This is a genomic window from Mycolicibacterium anyangense (assembly GCF_010731855.1).
GTDB classification, from domain to species: Bacteria; Actinomycetota; Actinomycetes; order Mycobacteriales; family Mycobacteriaceae; genus Mycobacterium; species Mycobacterium anyangense.
Genome location: NZ_AP022620.1, coordinates 1,038,881 through 1,059,071, shown reverse-complemented (window position 1 = coordinate 1,059,071; position 20,191 = coordinate 1,038,881). Strand labels below are relative to the sequence as shown.

Sequence of the window (20,191 nt, the reverse complement as noted above, 5' to 3'; positions counted from 1 at the left end):
GCCGCTCAGGCCGGCTTCACGTCGAGGTAGTTCACCCGCGGGAAGTTCAGGATCATGCCGCCATTCATCGGCTGCCATCCGGTCCAGGTGTTGGTCCGGGTTCCGGTGAGCTTCTTCTGGTACCACATCACGATGTAGGGACAGGCGGCGTAGTGGAGGGCCTGCATCTCCTGCACCAGTTTGACGCGTGCCGCATGATCGACCGTCGTCGACTGCTGGTGGTAGAGATCGTCGTACCGCGGATCGGTCCAGAACGTGTCGTTGTTGCCGCCGATCTGGTCGGTGGTGGGGATACCGAGCAGATAGGACGGGTCGTAGAACGACGAATCCCAGCCCCACACCATGATGTCCCAGTCCGGCGTATCGGCGTTGTAGACCGTGGCGCTCATACTGTCGGCGTCGGTGCTGGACAAGGTGAGTTTGATGCCGATCGCCTTGGCGGCCGTGACGAACAGGTCGGCGGCCTTCATGTCCACCGTGGTGTCGGCGATCGCCAGCAGCCGGAATGCCAGCGGCGCACCATCTTTCGACTCGCGAATACCCTCACCGTTGCGGCCGGTGTAGCCGGCTTTGTCCAGTAGTGCGTTGGCTTTGGCCGGATTGTTGTCGAGCACCTCGTCGGGGCTGGGGACGAAGTGGAAGTCGCCGAATGCCGGCGGCAGCAGATCGGTGCCCGGTTCGCCGTAGCCGGCCAGCGCGAGCTCGACGAGCTGCTTGCGGTCGACGGCACACGACAGCGCCTGGCGCACCGCCTGGTCACGCAGGATCGGGTTGCCCTTGGATCCCGCAGCGGTGGAACAGTTGAAACCGATCATGTGGAAGGAGAAGGACTCCATTGCCGTGGTCTTGACGTCGGGCGCGGTCTGCAGACCGGTGAAGATGGTCGGCGGCACCTCCGGAACGATGTCGATGTCACCGCTTCGTAGCGCCTGGGTGACGACGTCGTCCGAGCCGAACTTGGTCCAGGTGACCTTCTGCGCTGCCGGGGCGGTACCCCACCACGAGTCGTTGCGAACGACCGTGGCCACGCTGCCCTTCTCCCAGGATACGAAGCTGAACGGCCCTGTGCCGACAGGCTTTTCGTTGGCGTACTTGGGCAGGTCCTCTTTCTTGACGGTTTCCCAGAGGTGTTTGGGGGCGATCGGCATGATCACGCCGGGCTCCAGGGTCTGCGGCTGCGAGTAGGTCAACCGGACCTGATTGTCCCCGACCTTGACCACATCGGTGAGGTCCTTGAGATAGGCCCCGTAGGTGCCGTAGTCGTTGTCCCGGACCATGAGGAAGGTGAAGACCACGTCGTCGGCACCGAAGTCCTTGCCGTCATGCCACTTCACCCCGCTGCGCAGCGTGTAGGTGAAGGTCTTGGCGCCGTCGGTCACCTGCACACCGGAGGCCAGCGAGGGCACGATCTTGAGTTGTGCGTCGTAGCCCATCAGCCGGTCGTAGACGAGCTGCAGGACGTCGTCAGACTGAGTCGAGTCGGCGGTGAACGGGTTCAGCGAATCGATATCGGTGGTCGATCCCACCCGCAGCACGGTGCTGCTCGCCGTCTTGGGAGCGCACGAGGCGAGCGCTGCGGCCCCGCCGAGTGCGGCGGCAACGACCGCCGAGGTCCGCAGGAAGCTGCGACGATCCATTCCGACCATGAACAAAACCCTTCCGCCAGCACTTTGTATACAGAGTAGTATGACCATGTGCGATTGCCTGGCGATTGCCGAAATGTTTCCATCTGTTTTCTCGTTTCGGCCGCGAAGCGCACAGGTAGCAAGCGCCAGGTTGGCCCGATTTGGCTACTGCATAGTTAGTATTGAGAGATGGCCAAGCGGGATGACTCAGCAGCTCCTGCCGAACGCAAGCTGCGCTATCAGCATGTCTACGACCTCGTGCTGGCCATTATGTCCGAGCAAGGCCTCAAGCCCGGCGACCGGCTGCCGTCAGCCGCCGAACTGGCCGACATCGCCTCGGTCAGCAACATCAGCGTCCGCCGCGCCCTCGACGAACTCGAACGGGCCGGCAAGATCACCCGCCGCCAGGGCCTGGGCACGTTCGTCGCCGAACCCCGTATCGCCACCGACCCGACCCGCCCCGGCGAGCTGCTCCACACCCTGGTCGACAACGACGGTGAAGCACCGAAAGTCATCACCTCACTGATCTCCGTCAGCGTCGGACTGCCGAGCACCACCATCGCCGCCGCACTGGGAGTCGAAGCCGGACAGCCGGTCTGGGAGATCTGGCGCAAGCGCAGCCTCGGTAGCGCCGACACCATCCTCGAGCGCGCCGTACTGCCGCTGAGCCGGGTGCCGGCGATCGACCAGGACCAGTTGGCCGCGGGCGGATCGCTCTATCGCTTCATCGAAGAGCGCTACCACCTCACCGACGAGTACACCGAACAGGCCATCGAAGTCGATACCCCCAATGGCTGGGAAGCCGGCCACCTGGGTGTGGAGACCAGCGATCCGATCGTGCGGGTCCGGGGCGTCAGTTTCGACGCCGACGGAAAGGCCTTCGACTGCTTCGAGCAGTGCTATCGGGCGACCAAGTTCACCTTCTATACCGCCGGCCACACCCGCCATCGCATCCTGGGACCGTCGGACCTGTCGAACTGGTCGGTCGCGCCGTTGTCGTCGCCACAGCATTGATCCGCGCGGCGGTGGGTATGCCACCGTCCATGAGCAACGAACTCCATAACAAGCGCATCGCCTTCCTGGTCGCCCCCGAAGGCACCGAACAGGTCGAGCTGACCGCCCCGTGGCAGGCTGTCGAGCAGGCCGGTGGCACACCCGAATTGGTCTCGACCGAGGTGGGCAAGATCCAGGCGTTCAACCACCTCACCCCCGCCGACACCTTTGCCGCGGACAAGGCCGCCGAGGATGTCTCGGCCGCCGACTACGACGGTCTGGTGCTGCCCGGCGGGGTGGCCAACCCGGACTACCTGCGCACCGACTCCGCAGCCGTCGGCTTCACCAAGGGTTTCTTCGAGGCCGGCAAGCCGGTGGCGGTGATCTGCCACGGGCCGTGGACGTTGGTCGAAGCCGACGTGGTCGAGGGCAGGCAGCTCACCTCCTGGCCCAGCCTGGCCACCGATCTACGCAACGCGGGCGCGCACTGGGTCGACCAGGAGGTCGTGGTGTGCACCGACGGCCCGAACACACTGGTGTCCAGCCGCAAACCCGATGACCTGCCTGCCTTCTGCACCGAACTGGTGCAGGCCTTCTCCTGACCGCCAGGTCTAGACCGGCACCAGGCTCAACAGCAGGTCCGGCCCGATCCGCTCCACGTTGTCGTAGCGCCAGCGCAATGCGCGGGCGATGCTGGGAACCCCGACATCGTCGACGGCGGTGACCGGTCCACCCAGCAAGATGGGTGCGACGTAGGACAGGATCCGGTCGATCACCCCGGCGCGCAGGAAGGCACCGGCCAGGGTCGGGCCACCTTCGAGCAGGATGTCGGTGCGATCGGACAGCGCGCGGATCACCTCGTGCGGATCATGGGTGCGGATCACCATGGTGCGCGAATCATCATTGAGCACATTGGATTCCGTGGAGATCTCGCGCTTGCCCACGACGACACGCAGCGGCTGACGCTCGGCCAGCCCACCCCCGGGCAGCCGCGCGGTCAGCGTGGGGTTGTCGACGAACACGGTTCCGGTGCCCACCACGATGGCGTCGGCAGCGGCACGGCGCCGGTGCACGTCGGCGCGCGCGGAGTCGCTGGTGATCCACTGCGAGGACCCGTCGGCGGCGGCGCTGCGGCCGTCGACACTGGTGGCGAACTTCCAGGTGACATGGGGACGGCCGGTGCGCTGCTTGTGCAGCCACTCCCGCAGGGGGCCGTCGGCCACCTCGTGCGCGCCCACCCCGTCGCTGACCGCCACCCCGGCCGAACGCAGCCGGGCGGCTCCCCCGGCCGCCACCGGATTCGGGTCGGGGACTGCGTAGACCACCGCCGCCACCCCTGCCCCGATCAGCGCATCGACGCACGGCGGAGTGCGGCCGTGATGATTGCACGGTTCCAGGGTCACCACCGCGGTACCACCCCTGGCAAGTCGGCCCGCCGCGCGCAGGGCGATCACCTCGGCGTGCGCGCCGCCGGCAGGCTCGGTGGCGCCGACCCCGGCGATCTCACCCTGTGGGCTCAGAATGACTGCTCCCACAGGCGGATTCGGATAGGTGGTGCCCTTGACCCGCTGCGAGCGCTCGACCGCCAGCCGCATGGCGGCCTCGATCACCGCGGGCGTCGGGGCGGTCATAGCGTGAGGTGCGGCGAGGCGGCGCCGGCCTGCCGGCGCAGGGCCTCCACCGCGGCGGCCGGGTCCGCAGCCCCGTACACCGCCGAACCCGCCACGAAACAGTCCACCCCGGCCGCAGCGGCCATCTCGATGGTGTCGGCGTTGATGCCGCCGTCGATCTCGACCAGGATGGTCAGCTCGCCGGAGTCGACCAGCCGGCGGGCCGTCTCGACCTTGGCCAGCACCTCGGGAATGAAGCTCTGCCCGCCGAACCCGGGCTCGACCGACATGACCAGCAGGGTGTCGAAGTCACGCAGGATCTCCAGGTAGGGATCCAGTGGTGTGCCGGGCTTGACCGACAGGCCGGCCTTGGCGCCCGCGGCCCGGATGTCGCGGGCCACCGCGACCGGGTTCTCGGTGGCCTCGACGTGGAACGTCACGTTATAGGCACCGGCCTCGGCGTAACCCGGCGCCCAACGGTCCGGGTTCTCGATCATCAGGTGGCAGTCCATCGGAATATCGGTGGCCTTCAGCAGGCTCTCCACCACCGGCAGCCCGAGGGTCAGATTGGGGACGAAATGCGCGTCCATCACGTCCACGTGCAGCCAGTCCGCACCTTCGACGGCCGCGGCCTCCTCGGCAAGCCGGGCGAAATCGGCGGACAGGATGGACGGTGCGATCAGTGGTCGGGACGGCGTGGCCATGGCAGTCAGCCTAAAGGTGACTCAGGCGTGCTTCTGCAACGCGGCGGCGAACATGGCGTCGGTACCGTGCCGATGCGGCCACAACTGCACGTACGGTCCGGACCCGAGTTCGTCGGCAGGCGAGAACAACGGCCGGGTGTCCAGCGCGGTGACGGGCTGGCGGCGTAGCGCATCGGACACCACCCCGACGGTCTCGGCAAGGTGCGGTGAGCAGGTGGCGTAGAGCACCACGCCGCCGGGCCGGACCAGTGTGATCGCCGCGGCCAGCAGTTCGCGCTGAAGCTTGGCCAGGGCAGGCACATCCGCCGGGGTCCGCCGCCAACGCGCCTCCGGCCGTCTGCGCAGCGCACCCAGCCCGGTGCACGGCGCGTCGACGAGCACCCGATCGAAACTGCCGGGCCCCAGTGGCGCCTCGCGCCCGTCGGCCCGGATCACCTCGACCGGCAAGCCCCGGGTGTTGAGCTCGACCAGCTCGGCGCGGCGCGGCGCGGGCTCGATGGCCGTGACGCTGCCGCCCTGCTGGGCGGCGATCGCGGCGATCAACGCGGTCTTACCGCCGGGACCCGAGCACAGATCCAGCCACTGCCCACTGTCCTCACCGATCACCGGGGCCAGGGTCAGGGCACGAGCGACCAGCTGGCTGCCTTCGTCCTGGACCAGGGCCTTGCCATCGCGGACCGCCGCTAGCTGACCCGGATCACCGCCGGAGAGATACACCGCGTACGGCGAGTAGCGGCCGACCGTCCCGTCGGCCTCGCGGGCCAATTCCTCGGCGGTGAGCACGCCGGGTCGGGCAGCCAGGTGCACCAGGGGCCGGGCGTCATCGGCAGCCAACGCGGCATCGAGCTCACCGGCGTCGGTGCCCAACGCGTCGGTGAAGGCCTGGGCAACCCATCGTGGATGGGCGTGCAGAAACGCCAGATGGCCCACCGGGTCAGTTTCCTGCGGGGGCGCCAGCTCCGTCACCCACGACGCCTCGTCGCGACCGGAGATGGTACGCAGCACGCCGTTGACGAAACCCGCTCGTGCACTGTCGAATTCGATGCCCGCCTGTTCGACCGTGGTGGACACCGCGGCGTGCGGGGCCACGTTGGTGCGCAGCAGTTGATAGCTGCCCAGGCGCAGCAGGTCCAGCAGCACCGGGTCGATCTGGTCGGCCGGCCGGCCCGCCGCTGCGGCGATCACCGCATCGAGAAGTCCGCGGGTGCGGGAGGTTCCGTAGGCGAGTTCGGTGGCGAACGCCGCGTCTCGCCCGCTGATCCCCCGGTCGGCCAGCAGAGCGGGCAGCACCAGGTTCGCGTAGGCGTCGCGTTCGGAGACCGCCCGCAATACATCGAAGGCGACCTGCCGGGCCGGATCAAGCGGGCTGCGGCGCGGGCGCCGGGGCGGCCGCTGCTGGCCCGGATCGCGCCGCGGCGGTCCCCCGGCCTTGCCGTCCCGTCCCCGGCCGTGAAACGGTGTGCCCCCGTTTCCCTTTGGACGGCCACGGTCGTTCCCGCCGCGGCGTGGTTGTTCGCTCATAGGGCACGCGCCGAGGACTCGAGGCGGGCACCGCGCGCCCAATCGGCGGCGTTCATCGGCTTCTTACCCGGCGGCTGCACCTGACCGAGCAGCACCGGATGCGAACCGGTGCCCACCCTGACCGCCGCACGCTCGGCACGAATCTCGCCCGGGGCCAACGGATCTGCATCCTGCTCAAGACTCACCGGACCGACCTTGACCCGCACGTCGCCCACCATGGTCCAGGCGCCGGGGGCCGGCGTCACGGCACGGATGCGGCGCTCGACGACATGAGCCGGCAGCTCCCACCGGATTCGCGCCTCTTCTACGGTGATCTTCGGCGCCACGCTGATCCCGTCCGCCGGCTGCGGAACTGGGGTCAGCGTGCCGTCCTCGATGCCGTCCAGCGTGGTCTCCAGCAACCCGGCACCCGAGATCGCCAACCTGCCCAGCAGATCCGCGGCGGTATCTGCCGGACGGATGGTCTCGGTCACGACGCCATACACCGGGCCGGAGTCCAGGCTCGGTTCGATGAGGAAAGTCGTTGCGCCCGTGACGGTGTCGCCGGCGGCAAGGGCGGCCTGCACCGGTGCGGCCCCGCGCCAGGCGGGCAACAGGGAGAAGTGCAGGTTGACCCAGCCCTTCGGCGGCACCGCCAGCAGCTCCTTGCTCAACAGCGCTCCGTATGCCACCACCGCGCAGCAATCGGGCGCCAGCTCGGTCAGCTCGGCGATGAACTCCGGGGAGTTCGGCCGCACTGGCCGCAGCACCGGGATGCCGGCATCGATGGCCAGCTGCGCCACCGGTGAGGGCGCCGGCTTACCCCGACGGCCAGCCGCGGCATCCGGGCGGGTGAGCACGGCGACGACATCATGTCGCGGCGAGTCGAGGAACCGCTGCAACGACGGTAATGCCGGTTCTGGTGTCCCGGCGAAGACAATCCGCATGAGGCTACTTTGGCACCTGATAGAACTCGCGTTGCTTCACCCCGGCCATCCCGGCCACGAACATCCACGGAATCGTCGTGGTCAGCTTGTTCACTCCTGCCACCGCGTCGTTGTAGTACTGGCGGGCGAAGGCCAGCTTGTCCTCGGTGTCGGCCAGGTTCTGCTGGAGGTTCAAGAAGTTGTTCGAGGAGTTCAGCTGCGGGTAGCTCTGGCCCAGCGCCAGCACCTGCCCCACTGCCGAGTCGAACTGCTGCTCCGCCGAGGTGCGCTGCGCCACCGACTTACCGGAGGTGGCCGCCGCCAGCGCGGCCTGGGCGTCGGCGACGTGATCGAGGATCGCCTTCTCATGGGCGGCGAAGGTCTGCACCGTGCTGATCAGGCTCGGGATCAGTGAGGCGCGCCGGGTCAGCTGGACGTCGATACCGCCCAGGGCCTCGTCGACGCGGACGTCGGCGGACCGAACCTTGTTGTACCCCACCACGAATCCACCGAGCACCAGCACTGCTATCAGCAGCACCAGTACGAGCACGAAGGTCACCATGAACCGCCTCCTCCTCCGCCACCACCACCGCCACCACCGCCGCTGAACCCGCCGCCACCACCACTGCTACTGCTGCTGGACGACGACTGCGATGCGGAGTATGCGCTGATCGAGGACGACAATGCCGACTCGAAGCTGTCGAAACTAGCACCACCACCGGTCGAGGAGTGCCAGCTGGTCCCCGACGACGAGTGATACCAGTCGGGCTGCGGCGGCACCTGTGCGGTGGCGATCTGATACTTACGGGCCCACAGCGCGGCCACCCCACCGGCCACGGCGAACGGGATGTAGGCGGTATAGAGGTCCTTGCGGGCGGCGAAGTCGAAGCGGGATTCGGCGGAATCGGTCGCCAGCATGCGGTGGAAACCGCCGATCTGCGACCACAATTGGCGCCCTTCGGCGGTGCGCCTGCTGCCGACGCCGCTGCGCCAGCCGGCCGCGGTGAGGACGAAGAACACCGCGAACGGCAGACCCCACAGCGTGATCGGGAAGAACCAGCGGAAGAAGCCGCACACGGCCAACGCCAGCGCGGCGACGTTGGCGAACCGCAGCCATAGTTCGGCGCGGCGCTTGACCATGAGGCCGTCACCGAACGCCCACTTCTTGGCGGCGGTGGCCAGGTCGATTTTCGCGGTGTTGAGCTTCTTACCCGCTGACACGGTGCCGTCGGCCTCGAACGCCCGGCCCGATCCGATCACGCCGAGCGCGCTGCCCACCGCCACGCTGACCGGGTCGACATCGGCCCAGGCCGCCTTGTCACCGGTACCGCGGATGGTCCAGCGTTTGGGGGTGATCTGGTTGAGCGAGACGAGCTTGCGCTCGCCGAGGTAGAACAGCGTTGCGGCCAGTGCACTCTCGGGCACCTTCTCGGTGCGGATGTACTCGCATTGCACCGGTCCCAGGCCGGGCGGCGGTGCGTACTGCAGTGGGAACCCGGGTGCGGGCTCGACGGTGGTGCGCCACCACAGGAAGCCGCCGAGACCGGCCGTGAGCGTCAGGCCGAGCAGCCACAGGGTGGTCGGCACCGACCGGCCCAGCACCTCATCCCAGTGGTAGGACCAGGGCAGTTCGGTCCGCGCTGGCGTCGGGACGTCGACGGCGGCCCGCACCGTCACCGGCGTGCGGGGCGCCAGCGCGGTGGCCGACACCCGGACGGTGTCGCCGTCGACGGTCAGGCCGTCGCAGGCGCGGCCGACTCCGGTGCCCACCGAGCACTGGGCGCCGGGCACCCCGCCGGGCAGGGTGATGGTGATGTCGGCCCGGTCGATCTGGTTGTTCCACGCCGGGGCGATCACGTTCCAGAAGAAGGCGGACGGCGCCGCCTGGGTGCCGGTGGTGGACGCGAAGGTCTTGTTGGCGCCGGTGCTGCCGGGGTCGAGGACGCCGTCGATGGTGTAGCTGATCCGGAACACGTGGGTGCCGTAGCCGAGCAGGCTGTCCGGGTCGCCGATCTTGGCCACCCGGAAGCGCTCGCCGCTCTCCCAGAGCATCTGATACGGGATCGGCCGGTCGTCCATCAGGATTTGGGTGACCTGCGGGACCTGGCGGACCTGCGGATCGTTCTGGTTGGCGATGTCCCAGTACCGGAAGATGCCGTGCCGGTCGCCGGGGAACTTGCCGGTGATGATCTCGGTGGCGGCCAGTCTGCCGTCGCGGTCGACGGTGAAATCGGCGCGGTAGTTGGTGATCACCACCGGGTCGTAGACGGCGCCGGTACTGGGGGTGAAGCTGAAGACCACGGGCCATAGCAGGCCAATCACGATGAGCAGCAACGAGATCGACCACGCGATGACACGGCCGAACCCCTTCATGACACCTCCGCTGCGCATTCTGCCTGGGATTGTCCCGCGATTACCCTATGTGCAATGGGTCGATCTGTACCCGAACCGCCTCGTGATCGTGCCGGGCGCTGGCGATCGCGATGGCGTGCCGCAGGGATGCGGCCAGCGCCAGACCGTCCTCGCGGCCGACCCGGATGAGCATCCGGATGGCCGGCTCCCCCGCCGCCATCGCCGGGGGGCGGCGCACACCGGGCGGCAGGTCGACGGGGCCCAGCACGTCGGCGTCCTCGGGTAGCTCAGCGTGCTCCAGCAGCGCAGCCACCGCCGGTGAGCTGCCGTCGACGGCGGCCATGTGCACGCTGGGCGGCAGGCCGACCTCGGCGCGGGCCTCCCATTCGGCCTCGGCGTGCCCCACTGGATCCCACTTGACCAGGGCCTGCACGGTGGGGATGGTCGATTCCGCGACGGCGGCCACCACGCCGCCGTCGCCGCGTGGCTGCACCAGCGCACCGGCCGCCATCCAGCGCCGCAGGGTGTCCTCGGCGGCCCGCAGGTCCTGACGGCCCAGCATGGCCCAGCTGTCGAGCAGCAGCGCGGCGCCGTAGCCGTGCGGGGCGCGCGGCTCGGCCCCCGGCGTGGCCACGACCAGCGCCGGTCCCGGCCCGATCTCGCTGTGGACCGCATCGCCGGCCGACGTCACCACCGGAGTGCCCGGGAAGGCGCGGCCCATCTCCTCGGCCGTGCGACGGGCGCCGACGATAACGGCGCGGATCGCGTCGGAACCGCAGCGTCGGCAGCGCGGCGCCGGGTCGATCCGGCCGCACCACCGGCAGAGGGCCCCGGTGCTGGCACCGGACAGTGACAACGGCCCGGTGCAATGCCGGCAGCGCGCCACGCTGCGGCACCGCGCGCACGCGATCGACGGGACATAGCCCCGCCGCGGTACCTGGATCAGTACGGGCGCGTCTCGCTCCAGCGCGGCACGTGCGGCCCGTAGCGCCACCGACGGCAGCCGCGCCGTCCGGGCGGCGGCGTCGCGCTCCTCGGCGTATCCGCCGTCCTCGAGGGCGACGACCCGCGGGGAGCAGGCCCGCACCAGCGGGCGGGGCGCCACCAGATCATGCGCCCAGCCGCTACGGACCAGGGCATGCGCCTCGGCCGTGCGGGCGTACCCGCCGATCACCGCGGCGCAGCGCAACTGGTGGGCCCGCAACATCGCGACCTCCCTGGCGTGCGGATACGGCGCCCGTGGCTCGGCCAGATTGTCGTCGCCGTCATCCCAGACGAGGACCAGCCCGAGCCGTTCGACCGGTGCGAACACCGCACTGCGGGTGCCGATCACCACCCGGGCCTGCCCGCGCAGCACCGACAGCCAGCGCCGGTAGCGCGCCGAGGGTCCGAGGCCGGCCGACAGTGCCACCACCGCGGACTGGTCGATGCGCGCCGTCGTCGCGGCCCACACTGCGTCGATGTCGCGCTGGTCCGGCACGACGGCCAGCACCCCATAGCCCCCGCTGACGGCGGCGGCGGCCGCTTCGGCGATCCGGTCACACCATTGCTCGCCCGGTAGGGCCTGCCAGACCGCGCGCGCGGCCCGGCCCTCCCGCAGGGCGACGAGGAATTGCTCCCCGCGCCCGTAGCGGGCCCAGCCGGCCGGGTCGACGGGGTCGATCACCGGCAGCAGCGGGGGCACAGCGTCGGACTTCTCCGCCCTGGCATGCCGGGGCGGGATCGCCAGCCGCAGCACATCGGGGCGGGTGCCGGCGTAGCGGGCGGCCACCGCGTCGACCAGCCGGCGCACCTCCTGGGTGAGGACCGGCTCGGCCGAGATCACCCGGTCCAGCCAGCCCAGCTGCCCGACATGGTCGGTGTCGGAACGGCGTTCGAGCACGAACGCGTCGACCAGCCGGCCGTGGAACCGGACCCGCACCCGGACACCGGGCTGCGCGTCGTCGGATTGGTCGGCCGAGACCAGGTAGTCGAACTCACGGTCCAGGTGCGGCACCGACAGCATCGGCAACACCCGGGCGATGGGTTCGTGTTCAGCGGCCTGCCGGGCGTTCGGCATCGTCGAAGAGTACCGAGGCGCCCCGACGCGCACCCCGACCGCGGTCTCAGCTGCCCGACGCCCTGGTCCTGCCGAAGAAGAACCCGGCAGTGATCAAGATCTGGGACGTGGCATACACCCACCAGATCGGCACTTCCAGGGCGTTGGATTCCAGCACGAACTTGCCGATGCCGATCATCCCGTCGGAGATCGCGAAGCACACCGCGCCCAGCGCCGTCCACACCGTGGGCAGCCGGGCCAGCAACGCCGCACACACCATCGCACCGAGTACGCCGATATAGACGGTCACCGGGATCGTCAGGCCCTCGATGACCAGCTTGGGCCAGAACACCACCAGGAGCGCGACGCACAGCGCCACCATCACCGCCGCCACGACCAGCCGCGCGCCGCCCCTGCCGCGCAGCGGCAACAACGCTCCGAGGTAACACAGGTGGGCGACCAGGAACGAGCCGAGTCCGAGCACGAACGACGGCTGCCACCACGGCATCGCCAGGAAGAAGTCGCCACCGGCGGAGAAGAGCAGCGCGGCGATCAGCCAGCGCCGTTCGCGCACGACCGGGTGCCACCGCGCCGCCACCGCCAGCAGGACCGCCATCAGAGCCTTGACTGCGGGTTGGCCCGGGAAACGTCCCGTCAGCTCGGCGTTCGCGGGCAGCTGCAGCGCGGTGACCACGAGGAAGAGGCCGTATCCCACCGCAGCGGCAGCAGCCGCGGCCCACCACGCGGTCCGTGTGCGTGCGTACGGTGGGCCCATGACTTCAGAGGACAGACCGCCGGTGGACGCCATCCTGCAGAAGGTACTGCACGCGGTGCCGTTCCAGTTGACGGTCGACGGCGGAATCGACGAGGCGCGCCGCCGCCTGCGTGAGCTGCCCCGCGGCCCGGTGCATCCCCACCTGCGCGTCGAGGACCACCGCATCGACGGACCGGGTGGGCCCATCCCGGTCCGGGTGTACTGGCCCGACAACGTCTCCTGCCCGCCGGAATCTTCTCCCGCGTCGCTACGCTCCTGCCCACCGGTCACGATGTTCTTCCACGGCGGCGGGTTCGCCGTCGGCGACCTGGACACCCACGACGGCACCGCCCGCGAGCACGCGGTGCAGGCCCAGACCCTCGTGGTCTCGGTGGACTACCGGCTGGCCCCCGAACATCCCTACCCGGCGGCGGTCGAGGACGTCTGGGCGGCGACCCGCTGGGTGGCCGCCAACGCCGGGCAGTACGGCGCCGACGCCTCCCGGCTGGCGGTGGCCGGCGACTCGGCCGGCGGCACCCTGGCAGCGGTCGTCGCCCAGCTGGCCCGAGACTCCGGCGGGCCGCAGCTGGCGTTCCAGCTGCTCTGGTACCCGTCGACGATGTGGGACACCTCGTTGCCGTCGTTCGCCGAGAACGCCGACGCACCGGTCCTCGACCGCGCCGCGATCGATGCATTCACCCGTTGGTATGCCGGTCACGTCGACATGACCGACCCGCCGGCCACGCTGGCGCCCGGCCGCGCTGCGGACTTGTCCGGGCTTGCTCCGGCCTACGTCGCGACCGCCGGCCACGATCCACTGCGGGACGACGGAGCGCGCTATGCGGAGCTGCTGGCCGCCGCCGGTGTAACAGTTGAACTGCACAATGCCGACACACTGGTGCATGGCTATCTTGGCTACGCGGGTGTGGTTCCGGCGGCGACCGAGGCGACACAGCGCGGCCTGGCAGCTCTGCGGGCAGCACTACACGGCTGACCAGCCGACCTTGTCGCAACCGTTCGCGACGGGACACAATGGCATCACACGCCACAAACAGGTAAGGACCACCCATGAAGTTTGCTCAAGGAGCCGCGACCCGGCGCCTCGTCGGCCTCGGTGCCAGCTCGCTGATCGCGGGTGCCGCCCTGGCCGTGGTCGCCGCACCGTCGGCCTTCGCGGCGCCTGACTGCAGCAAGGCGGGCGTCGACAGTGCCGTGGCCAACATCCAGAACCAGGCCCAGGCCTACATGAACAGCCACCCGGACGGTCAGAAGGTGCTGATGACCGCCGCGCTGCAGCCCCGGGCGCAGGCCGAGCAGACGCTGAGCAACTACGCGACGGCCAATCCGCAGGAGTACGCCGACTTCAAGGCGATCCTGGCGCCGCTCGGCACACTGCAGTCTCAGTGCGGCGTGCAGGTCGTCCCGCCGCAGTTCCAGTGGGCGTTCGACGCGTTCGTCGGCTGAGCCGGTAACCGCACCCCAGCTACGCACAAGCCCCGCGACCCATCGGTTCGCGGGGCTTGAGCGTCGGGAGGTCGCTAGACGGAGTTCTTGAGGTCCTCGACCTTGTCCAGGCGCTCCCACGGCAGGTCGATGTCGGTACGACCGAAGTGGCCGTAGGCAGCGGTCTGCGCGTAGATCGGGCGCTTGAGGTCCAGATCGCGGATGATGGCGCCGGGCCGCAGGTCGAACACCGCGGTGATGGCCTTTTCGATGCGGGCCGGGTCGACGGTCTCGGAACCGAAGGTCTCGACGAACAGCCCGACCGGAGCGGCCTTACCGATGGCATAGGCCACCTGCACCTCGACCCGCTCCGCCAGTCCCGCCGCGACGACGTTCTTGGCCACCCAACGCATGGCGTAGGCCGCCGAACGGTCCACCTTGGACGGATCCTTGCCGGAGAAGGCACCGCCGCCGTGCCGGGCCCAGCCGCCATAGGTGTCGACGATGATCTTGCGGCCGGTCAGACCGGCGTCGCCCATCGGCCCACCCAGCACGAACTTGCCGGTGGGGTTGACCAGCAGCCGGAAGTCGGAGGTGTCCAGGCTCTCGTGGGCCAGCTCGTCGAGCACGGTCTTGACCACCTGCGCCCGGATGTCGGGGGCGAGCTGGCCGTCGAGGTCGATGCCCTCGGCATGCTGGGTGGACAGCACCACGGTGTCCAGCCGCACCGGCGTGGTGCCGGCGTACTCGATGGTGACCTGGGTCTTGCCGTCCGGACGCAGGTAGGGCAGCTTGCCGCTCTTGCGCGCGTCGGTCAGCCGCCGCGAGAGCCGGTGTGCGAGCGCGATCGGCAAGGGCATCAGCTCGGGGGTGTCGCGGATCGCGTAGCCGAACATCAGACCCTGGTCGCCGGCGCCCTGGGCGTCCAGCGGGTCACGTTCGCCCTGCACCCGGGCCTCGTAGGCGGTGTCGACGCCCTGGGCGATATCCGGCGACTGCGCGCCGATACCGATGTTCACCCCGCAGGTGGTGCCGTCGAAACCCTTCTCCGACGAGTCGTAACCGATATCGAGGATGCGCTCGCGCACAGTGTTGGTGATGTCGGCGAACGCCTCCTTGGCGTTGGTGGTCACCTCACCGACGACATGAACCTGACCGGTGGTGACCAGGGTCTCCACGGCAACGCGGGAATTCGGGTCCTGCGCCAGGAGCGCATCGAGCACCGAGTCGCTGATCGCGTCGCAGATCTTGTCAGGGTGTCCCTCGGTCACCGACTCACTGGTGAACAGCCGACCCTTATCGCTCACAGTCACATCCCTTCGAAAAACTTAGTTGGGCAAATCATATCGCTGGCCCCCCACGACCCAACCGGGGCTTCGCGCCGTGCGCAAGGTTTCAGCGCAAACCAACGCGATCCCCACCGCCTACGCGTCACCGACACGCAGAAATGATGCGATCGCGTCCACGATACGGCTCGCCATGAGGGTCTTCGAACCGTGCTCCAGGGCGGCCTCGGTACCGTCGGCGCCCAGCAGCCAGCCGTCGTTGCTGTCCACCTCGAACGCCCGACCCTCGCCGACCGCGTTCACTACCAGCAAGTCACAGCCTTTTCGGGCCAGCTTGGTGCGGGCGTGGAACAGCACGTCGCCGTTGGCGTCGCCGGTCTCGGCCGCGAATCCGACAACGGCCCGCATGTTGGGCAGCTGCCCATCGATGCGCTGGTGCACGACTCCGGCCAGCACATCGTCGGTGCGGACCAGCTCGATCGTCGGCCCCTCCTGGACGCCGGGCTGCTTCTTGATCTTGGTGGCGGCCACCGATGCGGGCCGGAAGTCGGCGACGGCGGCCGCCATCACCAGGACATGGGCGTCCGGGGCGTGCTTGGTCACCGCCTCATGCAGCTGAGCGGCCGACGTGATGTGCAGGACGTGCGCTCCGGCAGGGTCGGCCAGGCCTACGGTGTTTCCGGCGATCAGGGTCACGTCGGCACCGCGCTGGGCGGCCACCCGCGCGACCGCGTAGCCCTGCTTGCCCGAGCTGCGGTTACCAATGAAGCGAACCGGGTCGATGGCCTCGCGGGTACCACCCGCGGTCACCAGGACCTTGACACCGGACAGATCGTGCGGCAGCGCATCGTGTCGGGAGAGCAGAAGTTGAGCGAAGGTGGCGATCTCCTCGGGCTCGGGCAGCCGCCCGGCACCGCTGTCCGCCCCGGTGAGCCGCCCTGACGCCGGTTCCAGGACCACCGCGCCGCGCCGGCGCAGGGTGTCCACGTTGTGCTGGGTCGCCGGGTGCTGCCACATCTCGGTATGCATGGCCGGGGCGTACAGCACCGGACAGCGGGCCGTGAGAAGGGTGGCGGTCAGCAAGTCATCGGCACGTCCTGCGACCGCGCGGGCCAGCAGGTCTGCGGTGGCCGGTGCGATGACGACGAGGTCGGCCTCCTGGCCCAGCCGGACATGGGGTACTTCGTCGACGTCCTCGAACACCCCGGTGCGCACCGGATGTCCCGAGAGCGCCTCGAAGGTGGCGGCGCCGACGAACCGCAGGGCGGATTCGGTGGGGATGACGCGTACGTCATGACCGGCCTCGCTGAGCTGCCGGACCAGCGAGCATGCCTTGTACGCGGCGATGCCCCCGGCGACGCCGACGATGATCCGCTTCGGGTTCATCTGCCCGCCCGGCCCGGTGACGGCCTACTCGCCTTCGGTGTGTTCGAGCAGGTCGGCGTGGATCTCGCGGAGCGCGATCGACAGCGGCTTCTCCTGCAGGCCCGGCTCGACCAGCGGTCCGACGTACTCCAGGATGCCGTCGCCGAGCTGGTTGTAGTAGTCGTTGATCTGACGGGCACGCTTGGCCGCGTAGATCACCAGCGCGTACTTGCTCGACACCCGGTCCAGCAACTCGTCGATGGGCGGATTGGTGATACCCAGCGGCGTGTCGTAGGCGGTAGCGGCACCCGGGGCCGGGTCGTAGTGATCCGTGCTGGCTTGCGTCACGTAAAGCTTCTTCCTGGGGGTAGATCGGGTCCAGATCGAGTCTGAGCTGCGTCTGGCGGGGCAGTTGTCGGTCCGTGTCGGCCTCGCGCGCCGGTTACGGCACGTTGCCCACCAGCAAGGATACCAATTCAGCGCACGCCGACTCCAATTGGCTGTTCACGACGACCACGTCGAACGAGTCCTGGGCGGCCAGTTCGGCGCGGGCGGTTTCCAGTCGGCGAGCCATCACCTCGGGAGTCTCGGTGCCGCGCCCGGCGAGGCGCTGTTCCAGGGCCTCCCAGCTGGGCGGAGCGAGAAACACCGTCACCGCCTCGGGCATCGCCTGTTTGACGGCTGCCGCGCCGGCCAGATCGACCTCGATCAGCACCGGATGGCCTGCTTCCGCCGCACGTGCCACCGGGGCGGCCAACGTTCCGGACCGGTGCAGTCCGCCGTGGATCTCAGCCCACTCCAGCAGCTCGCCGCGTTCGATGAGCTGCTCGAATTCCCCGGGGGTGACGAAGTGGTAGTCGACGCCGTCCACCTCACCCGGGCGTGGTGCCCGGGTGGTGGCCGACACACTGAAATGCAAGTCAGGCACCTGCTCACGCAGGCAGCGGACGACCGTCGACTTCCCAACCGCAGAAGGCCCGGACAGCACCACCACGCGACCATGGGCCGCCTGCGGGGGCGCACCGCCCCGGCTGTCCGGCCTTCCGCCGGCTTCCATCGACCTCCCTAGGAGAAGTCGAACTTTTCCAGCAGTGCCTTGCGCTGCCGATCGCCGAGGCCGCGCAGACGACGCGTCGGGGCGATCTCCAGCTCGGTCATGATCTCCTGCGCCTTGACCTTGCCAACCTTGGGCAGGGCCTCCAGGAGCGCGGAAACCTTCATCTTGCCGAGGACCTCGTCGGTCTCAGCGTCGGTGAGCACCTGCTTGAGGTTGGTGCCACCACGCTTGAGCCGATCCTTGAGCTCAGCTCGTGCACGACGTGCGGCAGCAGCCTTTTCCAACGCGGCTGCGCGCTGCTCGTCGGTCAACTGGGGAAGGGCCACGGGTTCCTCCGTCTCATCACCATCATTGTTTTGCCTGGGCCGGGTTCTTCAGCCAGCGACGACGACCGTACCCACGCTGTCTGACGAAATCTAACCCCACCCCCTGCTTCCGGATGCAAACCCGCAGGATATGGCCGAACTGAGGGGGTCCCAAATCAGGCCTGGGCAAACGTTTCGGCGCCGAGATCGACGCCGGCCCGACCGGGGCGAAGGCGCGAAAATACTAGCCTAGCTGCAGGTTTACCGGCGAGTAGTAACGAGCGCCCGCACCGCCCGACCGGCCACCCGCGATCTGTGGCCAATTTTCAGCCTTTCCGCACGCAGACGGCGTGTCGGGCGTGTCGCCGGCACCGGTGCACGCGGGGACCTGACGCCGCCTGTGTCGGCCGCCACCTGCCCGACACGGGGGTATCGGAGGTGGATCGGTCCGCGACGGTCTAGAGTGCTCACCAGGGTGCTGTAGGAAAACTAGATGTTGGGAGACATCGTGGTTTCTGAGGCGCCCCAGGCTGCCCTTTTGCAGGCCAAGCGGCCCATGCCCCACGGCATCGGCCCCAAAGGCAATCTGATCTACAAGGTCATCACGACGACCGATCACAAGCTGATCGGCATCATGTACGTGATCACCTGTTTCGTCTTCTTCGTGGTCGCCGGGCTGATGGCGTTGTTCATCCGGGCCGAGTTGGCGGTACCGGGGCTGCAGTTCCTGTCCAACGAGCAGTACAACCAGCTGTTCACCATGCATGGCACGGCGATGCTGCTGTTCTATGCGACGCCGATCGTGTTCGGCTTCGCCAACCTGGTGCTGCCGTTGCAGATCGGTGCACCCGACGTGGCCTTCCCGCGGCTCAACGCGCTGTCCTACTGGCTGTTCCTGTTCGGTGCGCTGATCGCGCTGGCCGGGTTCATCACCCCCGGTGGTGCGGCCGACTTCGGCTGGACGGTCTATGTGCCGCTGTCGGACGCGGTACACAGTCCGGGCGCTGGCGCTGACCTGTGGATCCTCGGTGTCGCCGTCGGCGGCCTTGGCACCATCCTGGGTGCGGTCAACATGATCACCACGATCGTGTGCATGCGCTGCCCCGGCATGACGATGTTCCGGATGCCGATCTTCACCTGGAACATCTTCGTCACCTCGATCCTGGTGCTGCTGATCTTCCCGCTGCTGACCGCCGCCGCCTTCGGCCTGGCCGCCGACCGTCGCCTGGGTGCGCACATCTACGACCCCGCCAACGGCGGCGTGACGCTGTTCCAGCATCTGTTCTGGTACTTCGGCCACCCCGAGGTCTACGTGCTGGCACTGCCGTTCTTCGGCATCGTCTCGGAGATCTTCCCGGTGTTCTCCCGTAAGCCGATCTTCGGCTACACCACTCTGATCTACGCCACGATCAGCATCGCCGCACTCTCGGTGGCGGTGTGGGCGCACCACATGTACGTCACGGGAGCCGTTCTGCTGCCGTTCTTCTCGTTCATGACGTTCCTGATCGCCGTGCCCACCGGCATCAAGTTCTTCAACTGGATCGGCACGATGTGGAAGGGCCGGCTGACGTTCGAGACGCCGATGCTGTTCTCGGTGGGCTTCCTGGTCATCTTCCTGCTCGGTGGCCTGTCGGGCGTGCTACTGGCCAGCCCGCCGCTGGACTTCCACGTCAGCGACACCTATTTCGTCATCGCGCACTTCCACTACGTGCTGTTCGGCGTGATCGTGTTCGCCACCTACGCCGGCATCTACTTCTGGTTCCCGAAGATGACCGGCCGCCTGCTCGACGAGCGGCTGGGCAAGCTGCACTTCTGGCTCACCGTGGTCGGTTTCAACACCACGTTCCTGGTGCAGCACTGGCTGGGCACCATGGGTATGCCGCGTCGCTACGCCGACTACCTGCCCTCCGACGGGTTCACCACGCTGAACATCATCTCGACCGTGGGCTCGTTCATCCTGGGCATCTCGATGCTGCCGTTCCTGTGGAACATCTTCCGCAGCTGGCGCTACGGCGAGGTCGTCACCGTCGACGATCCGTGGGGTCATGGCAACTCCCTGGAGTGGGCCACCTCCTGCCCGCCGCCGCGGCACAACTTCACCGAGCTACCCAACATCCGTTCGGAGCGCCCGGCGTTCGAACTGCACTACCCGCACATGGTGGAGCGGATGCGGCGCGAGGCCCACGTCGGACGCGAACACCACCACGATGTCGAGAAGGCGAAAGCCTAACCG

At 68.6% G+C, this 20,191-nt stretch carries 19 protein-coding genes; 5 read left to right on the top strand and 14 right to left on the bottom strand.

The window, feature by feature from the left end; translation table 11 throughout:
* Positions 1–5 precede the first annotated feature (5 nt).
* Positions 6–1,646, bottom strand: a complete 1,641-nt coding sequence (locus G6N35_RS05025; RefSeq protein ID WP_163803257.1) for an ABC transporter substrate-binding protein — start codon at positions 1,644–1,646, stop codon at positions 6–8.
* Between the two features lie 168 nt (positions 1,647–1,814).
* Between G6N35_RS05025 and G6N35_RS05020 the strand changes: the two genes are divergently transcribed.
* Positions 1,815–2,639 carry a GntR family transcriptional regulator gene (locus tag G6N35_RS05020; protein WP_163803256.1) on the top strand — a complete coding sequence of 275 codons (825 nt, stop codon included), beginning with the start codon at positions 1,815–1,817 and terminating at the stop codon, positions 2,637–2,639.
* 29 nt (positions 2,640–2,668) lie between these two features.
* Positions 2,669–3,220 (top strand): type 1 glutamine amidotransferase domain-containing protein, encoded by a 552-nt coding sequence (locus G6N35_RS05015; protein ID WP_163803255.1) that lies wholly within the window; start codon positions 2,669–2,671, stop codon positions 3,218–3,220.
* 9 nt (positions 3,221–3,229) lie between these two features.
* Here the strand turns inward: G6N35_RS05015 and ribD are convergent, their stop codons facing one another.
* The 8 genes from ribD to G6N35_RS04975 are packed head-to-tail and all read right to left on the bottom strand — an operon-like array spanning position 3,230 to position 12,523.
* Positions 3,230–4,249: a bifunctional diaminohydroxyphosphoribosylaminopyrimidine deaminase/5-amino-6-(5-phosphoribosylamino)uracil reductase RibD gene (gene ribD / locus G6N35_RS05010; protein WP_163803254.1), complete on the bottom strand. Its 1,020-nt coding sequence runs from the start codon at positions 4,247–4,249 to the stop codon at positions 3,230–3,232.
* Positions 4,246–4,932 carry a ribulose-phosphate 3-epimerase gene (rpe, locus tag G6N35_RS05005; RefSeq protein WP_163803253.1) on the bottom strand — a complete coding sequence of 229 codons (687 nt, stop codon included), beginning with the start codon at positions 4,930–4,932 and terminating at the stop codon, positions 4,246–4,248. The genes ribD and rpe overlap by 4 nt, the downstream gene beginning before the upstream one ends.
* Positions 4,933–4,953: 21 nt before the next feature.
* Positions 4,954–6,453 (bottom strand): RsmB/NOP family class I SAM-dependent RNA methyltransferase, encoded by a 1,500-nt coding sequence (locus G6N35_RS05000; RefSeq protein ID WP_163803252.1) that lies wholly within the window; start codon positions 6,451–6,453, stop codon positions 4,954–4,956.
* On the bottom strand, positions 6,450–7,379 hold the full coding sequence (gene fmt / locus G6N35_RS04995; RefSeq protein WP_163803251.1) for a methionyl-tRNA formyltransferase: 930 nt from the start codon (positions 7,377–7,379) through the stop codon (positions 6,450–6,452). Before fmt ends, G6N35_RS05000 begins: the two co-directional genes overlap by 4 nt.
* A 4-nt stretch (positions 7,380–7,383) precedes the next feature.
* Positions 7,384–7,920 carry a LemA family protein gene (locus G6N35_RS04990; RefSeq protein WP_163803250.1) on the bottom strand — a complete coding sequence of 179 codons (537 nt, stop codon included), beginning with the start codon at positions 7,918–7,920 and terminating at the stop codon, positions 7,384–7,386.
* Complete coding sequence (locus G6N35_RS04985) at positions 7,914–9,731, bottom strand: DUF2207 domain-containing protein (RefSeq protein ID WP_163803249.1); 1,818 nt, start codon at positions 9,729–9,731, stop codon at positions 7,914–7,916. The genes G6N35_RS04990 and G6N35_RS04985 overlap by 7 nt, the downstream gene beginning before the upstream one ends.
* 40 nt (positions 9,732–9,771) lie before the next feature.
* Complete coding sequence (locus G6N35_RS04980; protein ID WP_163803248.1) at positions 9,772–11,769, bottom strand: primosomal protein N'; 1,998 nt, start codon at positions 11,767–11,769, stop codon at positions 9,772–9,774.
* A gap of 46 nt (positions 11,770–11,815) precedes the next feature.
* Positions 11,816–12,523, bottom strand: coding sequence for a lysoplasmalogenase (locus tag G6N35_RS04975; protein WP_246224212.1), 708 nt, complete (start codon positions 12,521–12,523; stop codon positions 11,816–11,818).
* Here G6N35_RS04975 and G6N35_RS04970 point away from each other — a divergent pair.
* Together G6N35_RS04970 and G6N35_RS04965 are read left to right on the top strand one after the other, a co-directional pair.
* The gene (locus G6N35_RS04970) at positions 12,522–13,496 is read left to right on the top strand and encodes an alpha/beta hydrolase (RefSeq protein WP_163803246.1); all 975 of its coding nucleotides are present in this window, start codon (positions 12,522–12,524) and stop codon (positions 13,494–13,496) included. The genes G6N35_RS04975 and G6N35_RS04970 overlap by 2 nt on opposite strands.
* 74 nt (positions 13,497–13,570) lie before the next feature.
* On the top strand, positions 13,571–13,966 hold the full coding sequence (locus G6N35_RS04965) for a hemophore-related protein (protein ID WP_163803245.1): 396 nt from the start codon (positions 13,571–13,573) through the stop codon (positions 13,964–13,966).
* Positions 13,967–14,040: 74 nt separating this feature from the next.
* Here G6N35_RS04965 and metK read toward each other — a convergent pair whose 3' ends face one another.
* The 5 genes from metK to mihF form a co-directional block, all read right to left on the bottom strand.
* Positions 14,041–15,252: a methionine adenosyltransferase gene (gene metK / locus G6N35_RS04960; protein WP_163803244.1), complete on the bottom strand. Its 1,212-nt coding sequence runs from the start codon at positions 15,250–15,252 to the stop codon at positions 14,041–14,043.
* Between the two features lie 117 nt (positions 15,253–15,369).
* Entirely contained in the window at positions 15,370–16,617 is a 1,248-nt protein-coding gene (gene coaBC, locus G6N35_RS04955) for a bifunctional phosphopantothenoylcysteine decarboxylase/phosphopantothenate--cysteine ligase CoaBC (protein ID WP_163803243.1), read from the bottom strand.
* Positions 16,618–16,641: 24 nt separating this feature from the next.
* Entirely contained in the window at positions 16,642–16,944 is a 303-nt protein-coding gene (rpoZ, locus tag G6N35_RS04950; protein WP_059019942.1) for a DNA-directed RNA polymerase subunit omega, read from the bottom strand.
* A 94-nt stretch (positions 16,945–17,038) separates the two neighbouring features.
* Entirely contained in the window at positions 17,039–17,653 is a 615-nt protein-coding gene (gene gmk / locus G6N35_RS04945) for a guanylate kinase (protein WP_163803242.1), read from the bottom strand.
* 8 nt (positions 17,654–17,661) lie between these two features.
* A complete protein-coding gene (gene mihF / locus G6N35_RS04940) occupies positions 17,662–17,979 on the bottom strand; it encodes an integration host factor, actinobacterial type (protein WP_011894593.1) in 318 nt (105 codons plus the stop codon).
* A 472-nt stretch (positions 17,980–18,451) separates the two neighbouring features.
* Between mihF and ctaD the strand changes: the two genes are divergently transcribed.
* Positions 18,452–20,188, top strand: coding sequence for an aa3-type cytochrome oxidase subunit I (gene ctaD, locus G6N35_RS04935; RefSeq protein WP_407664507.1), 1,737 nt, complete (start codon positions 18,452–18,454; stop codon positions 20,186–20,188).
* Positions 20,189–20,191 lie beyond the last annotated feature (3 nt).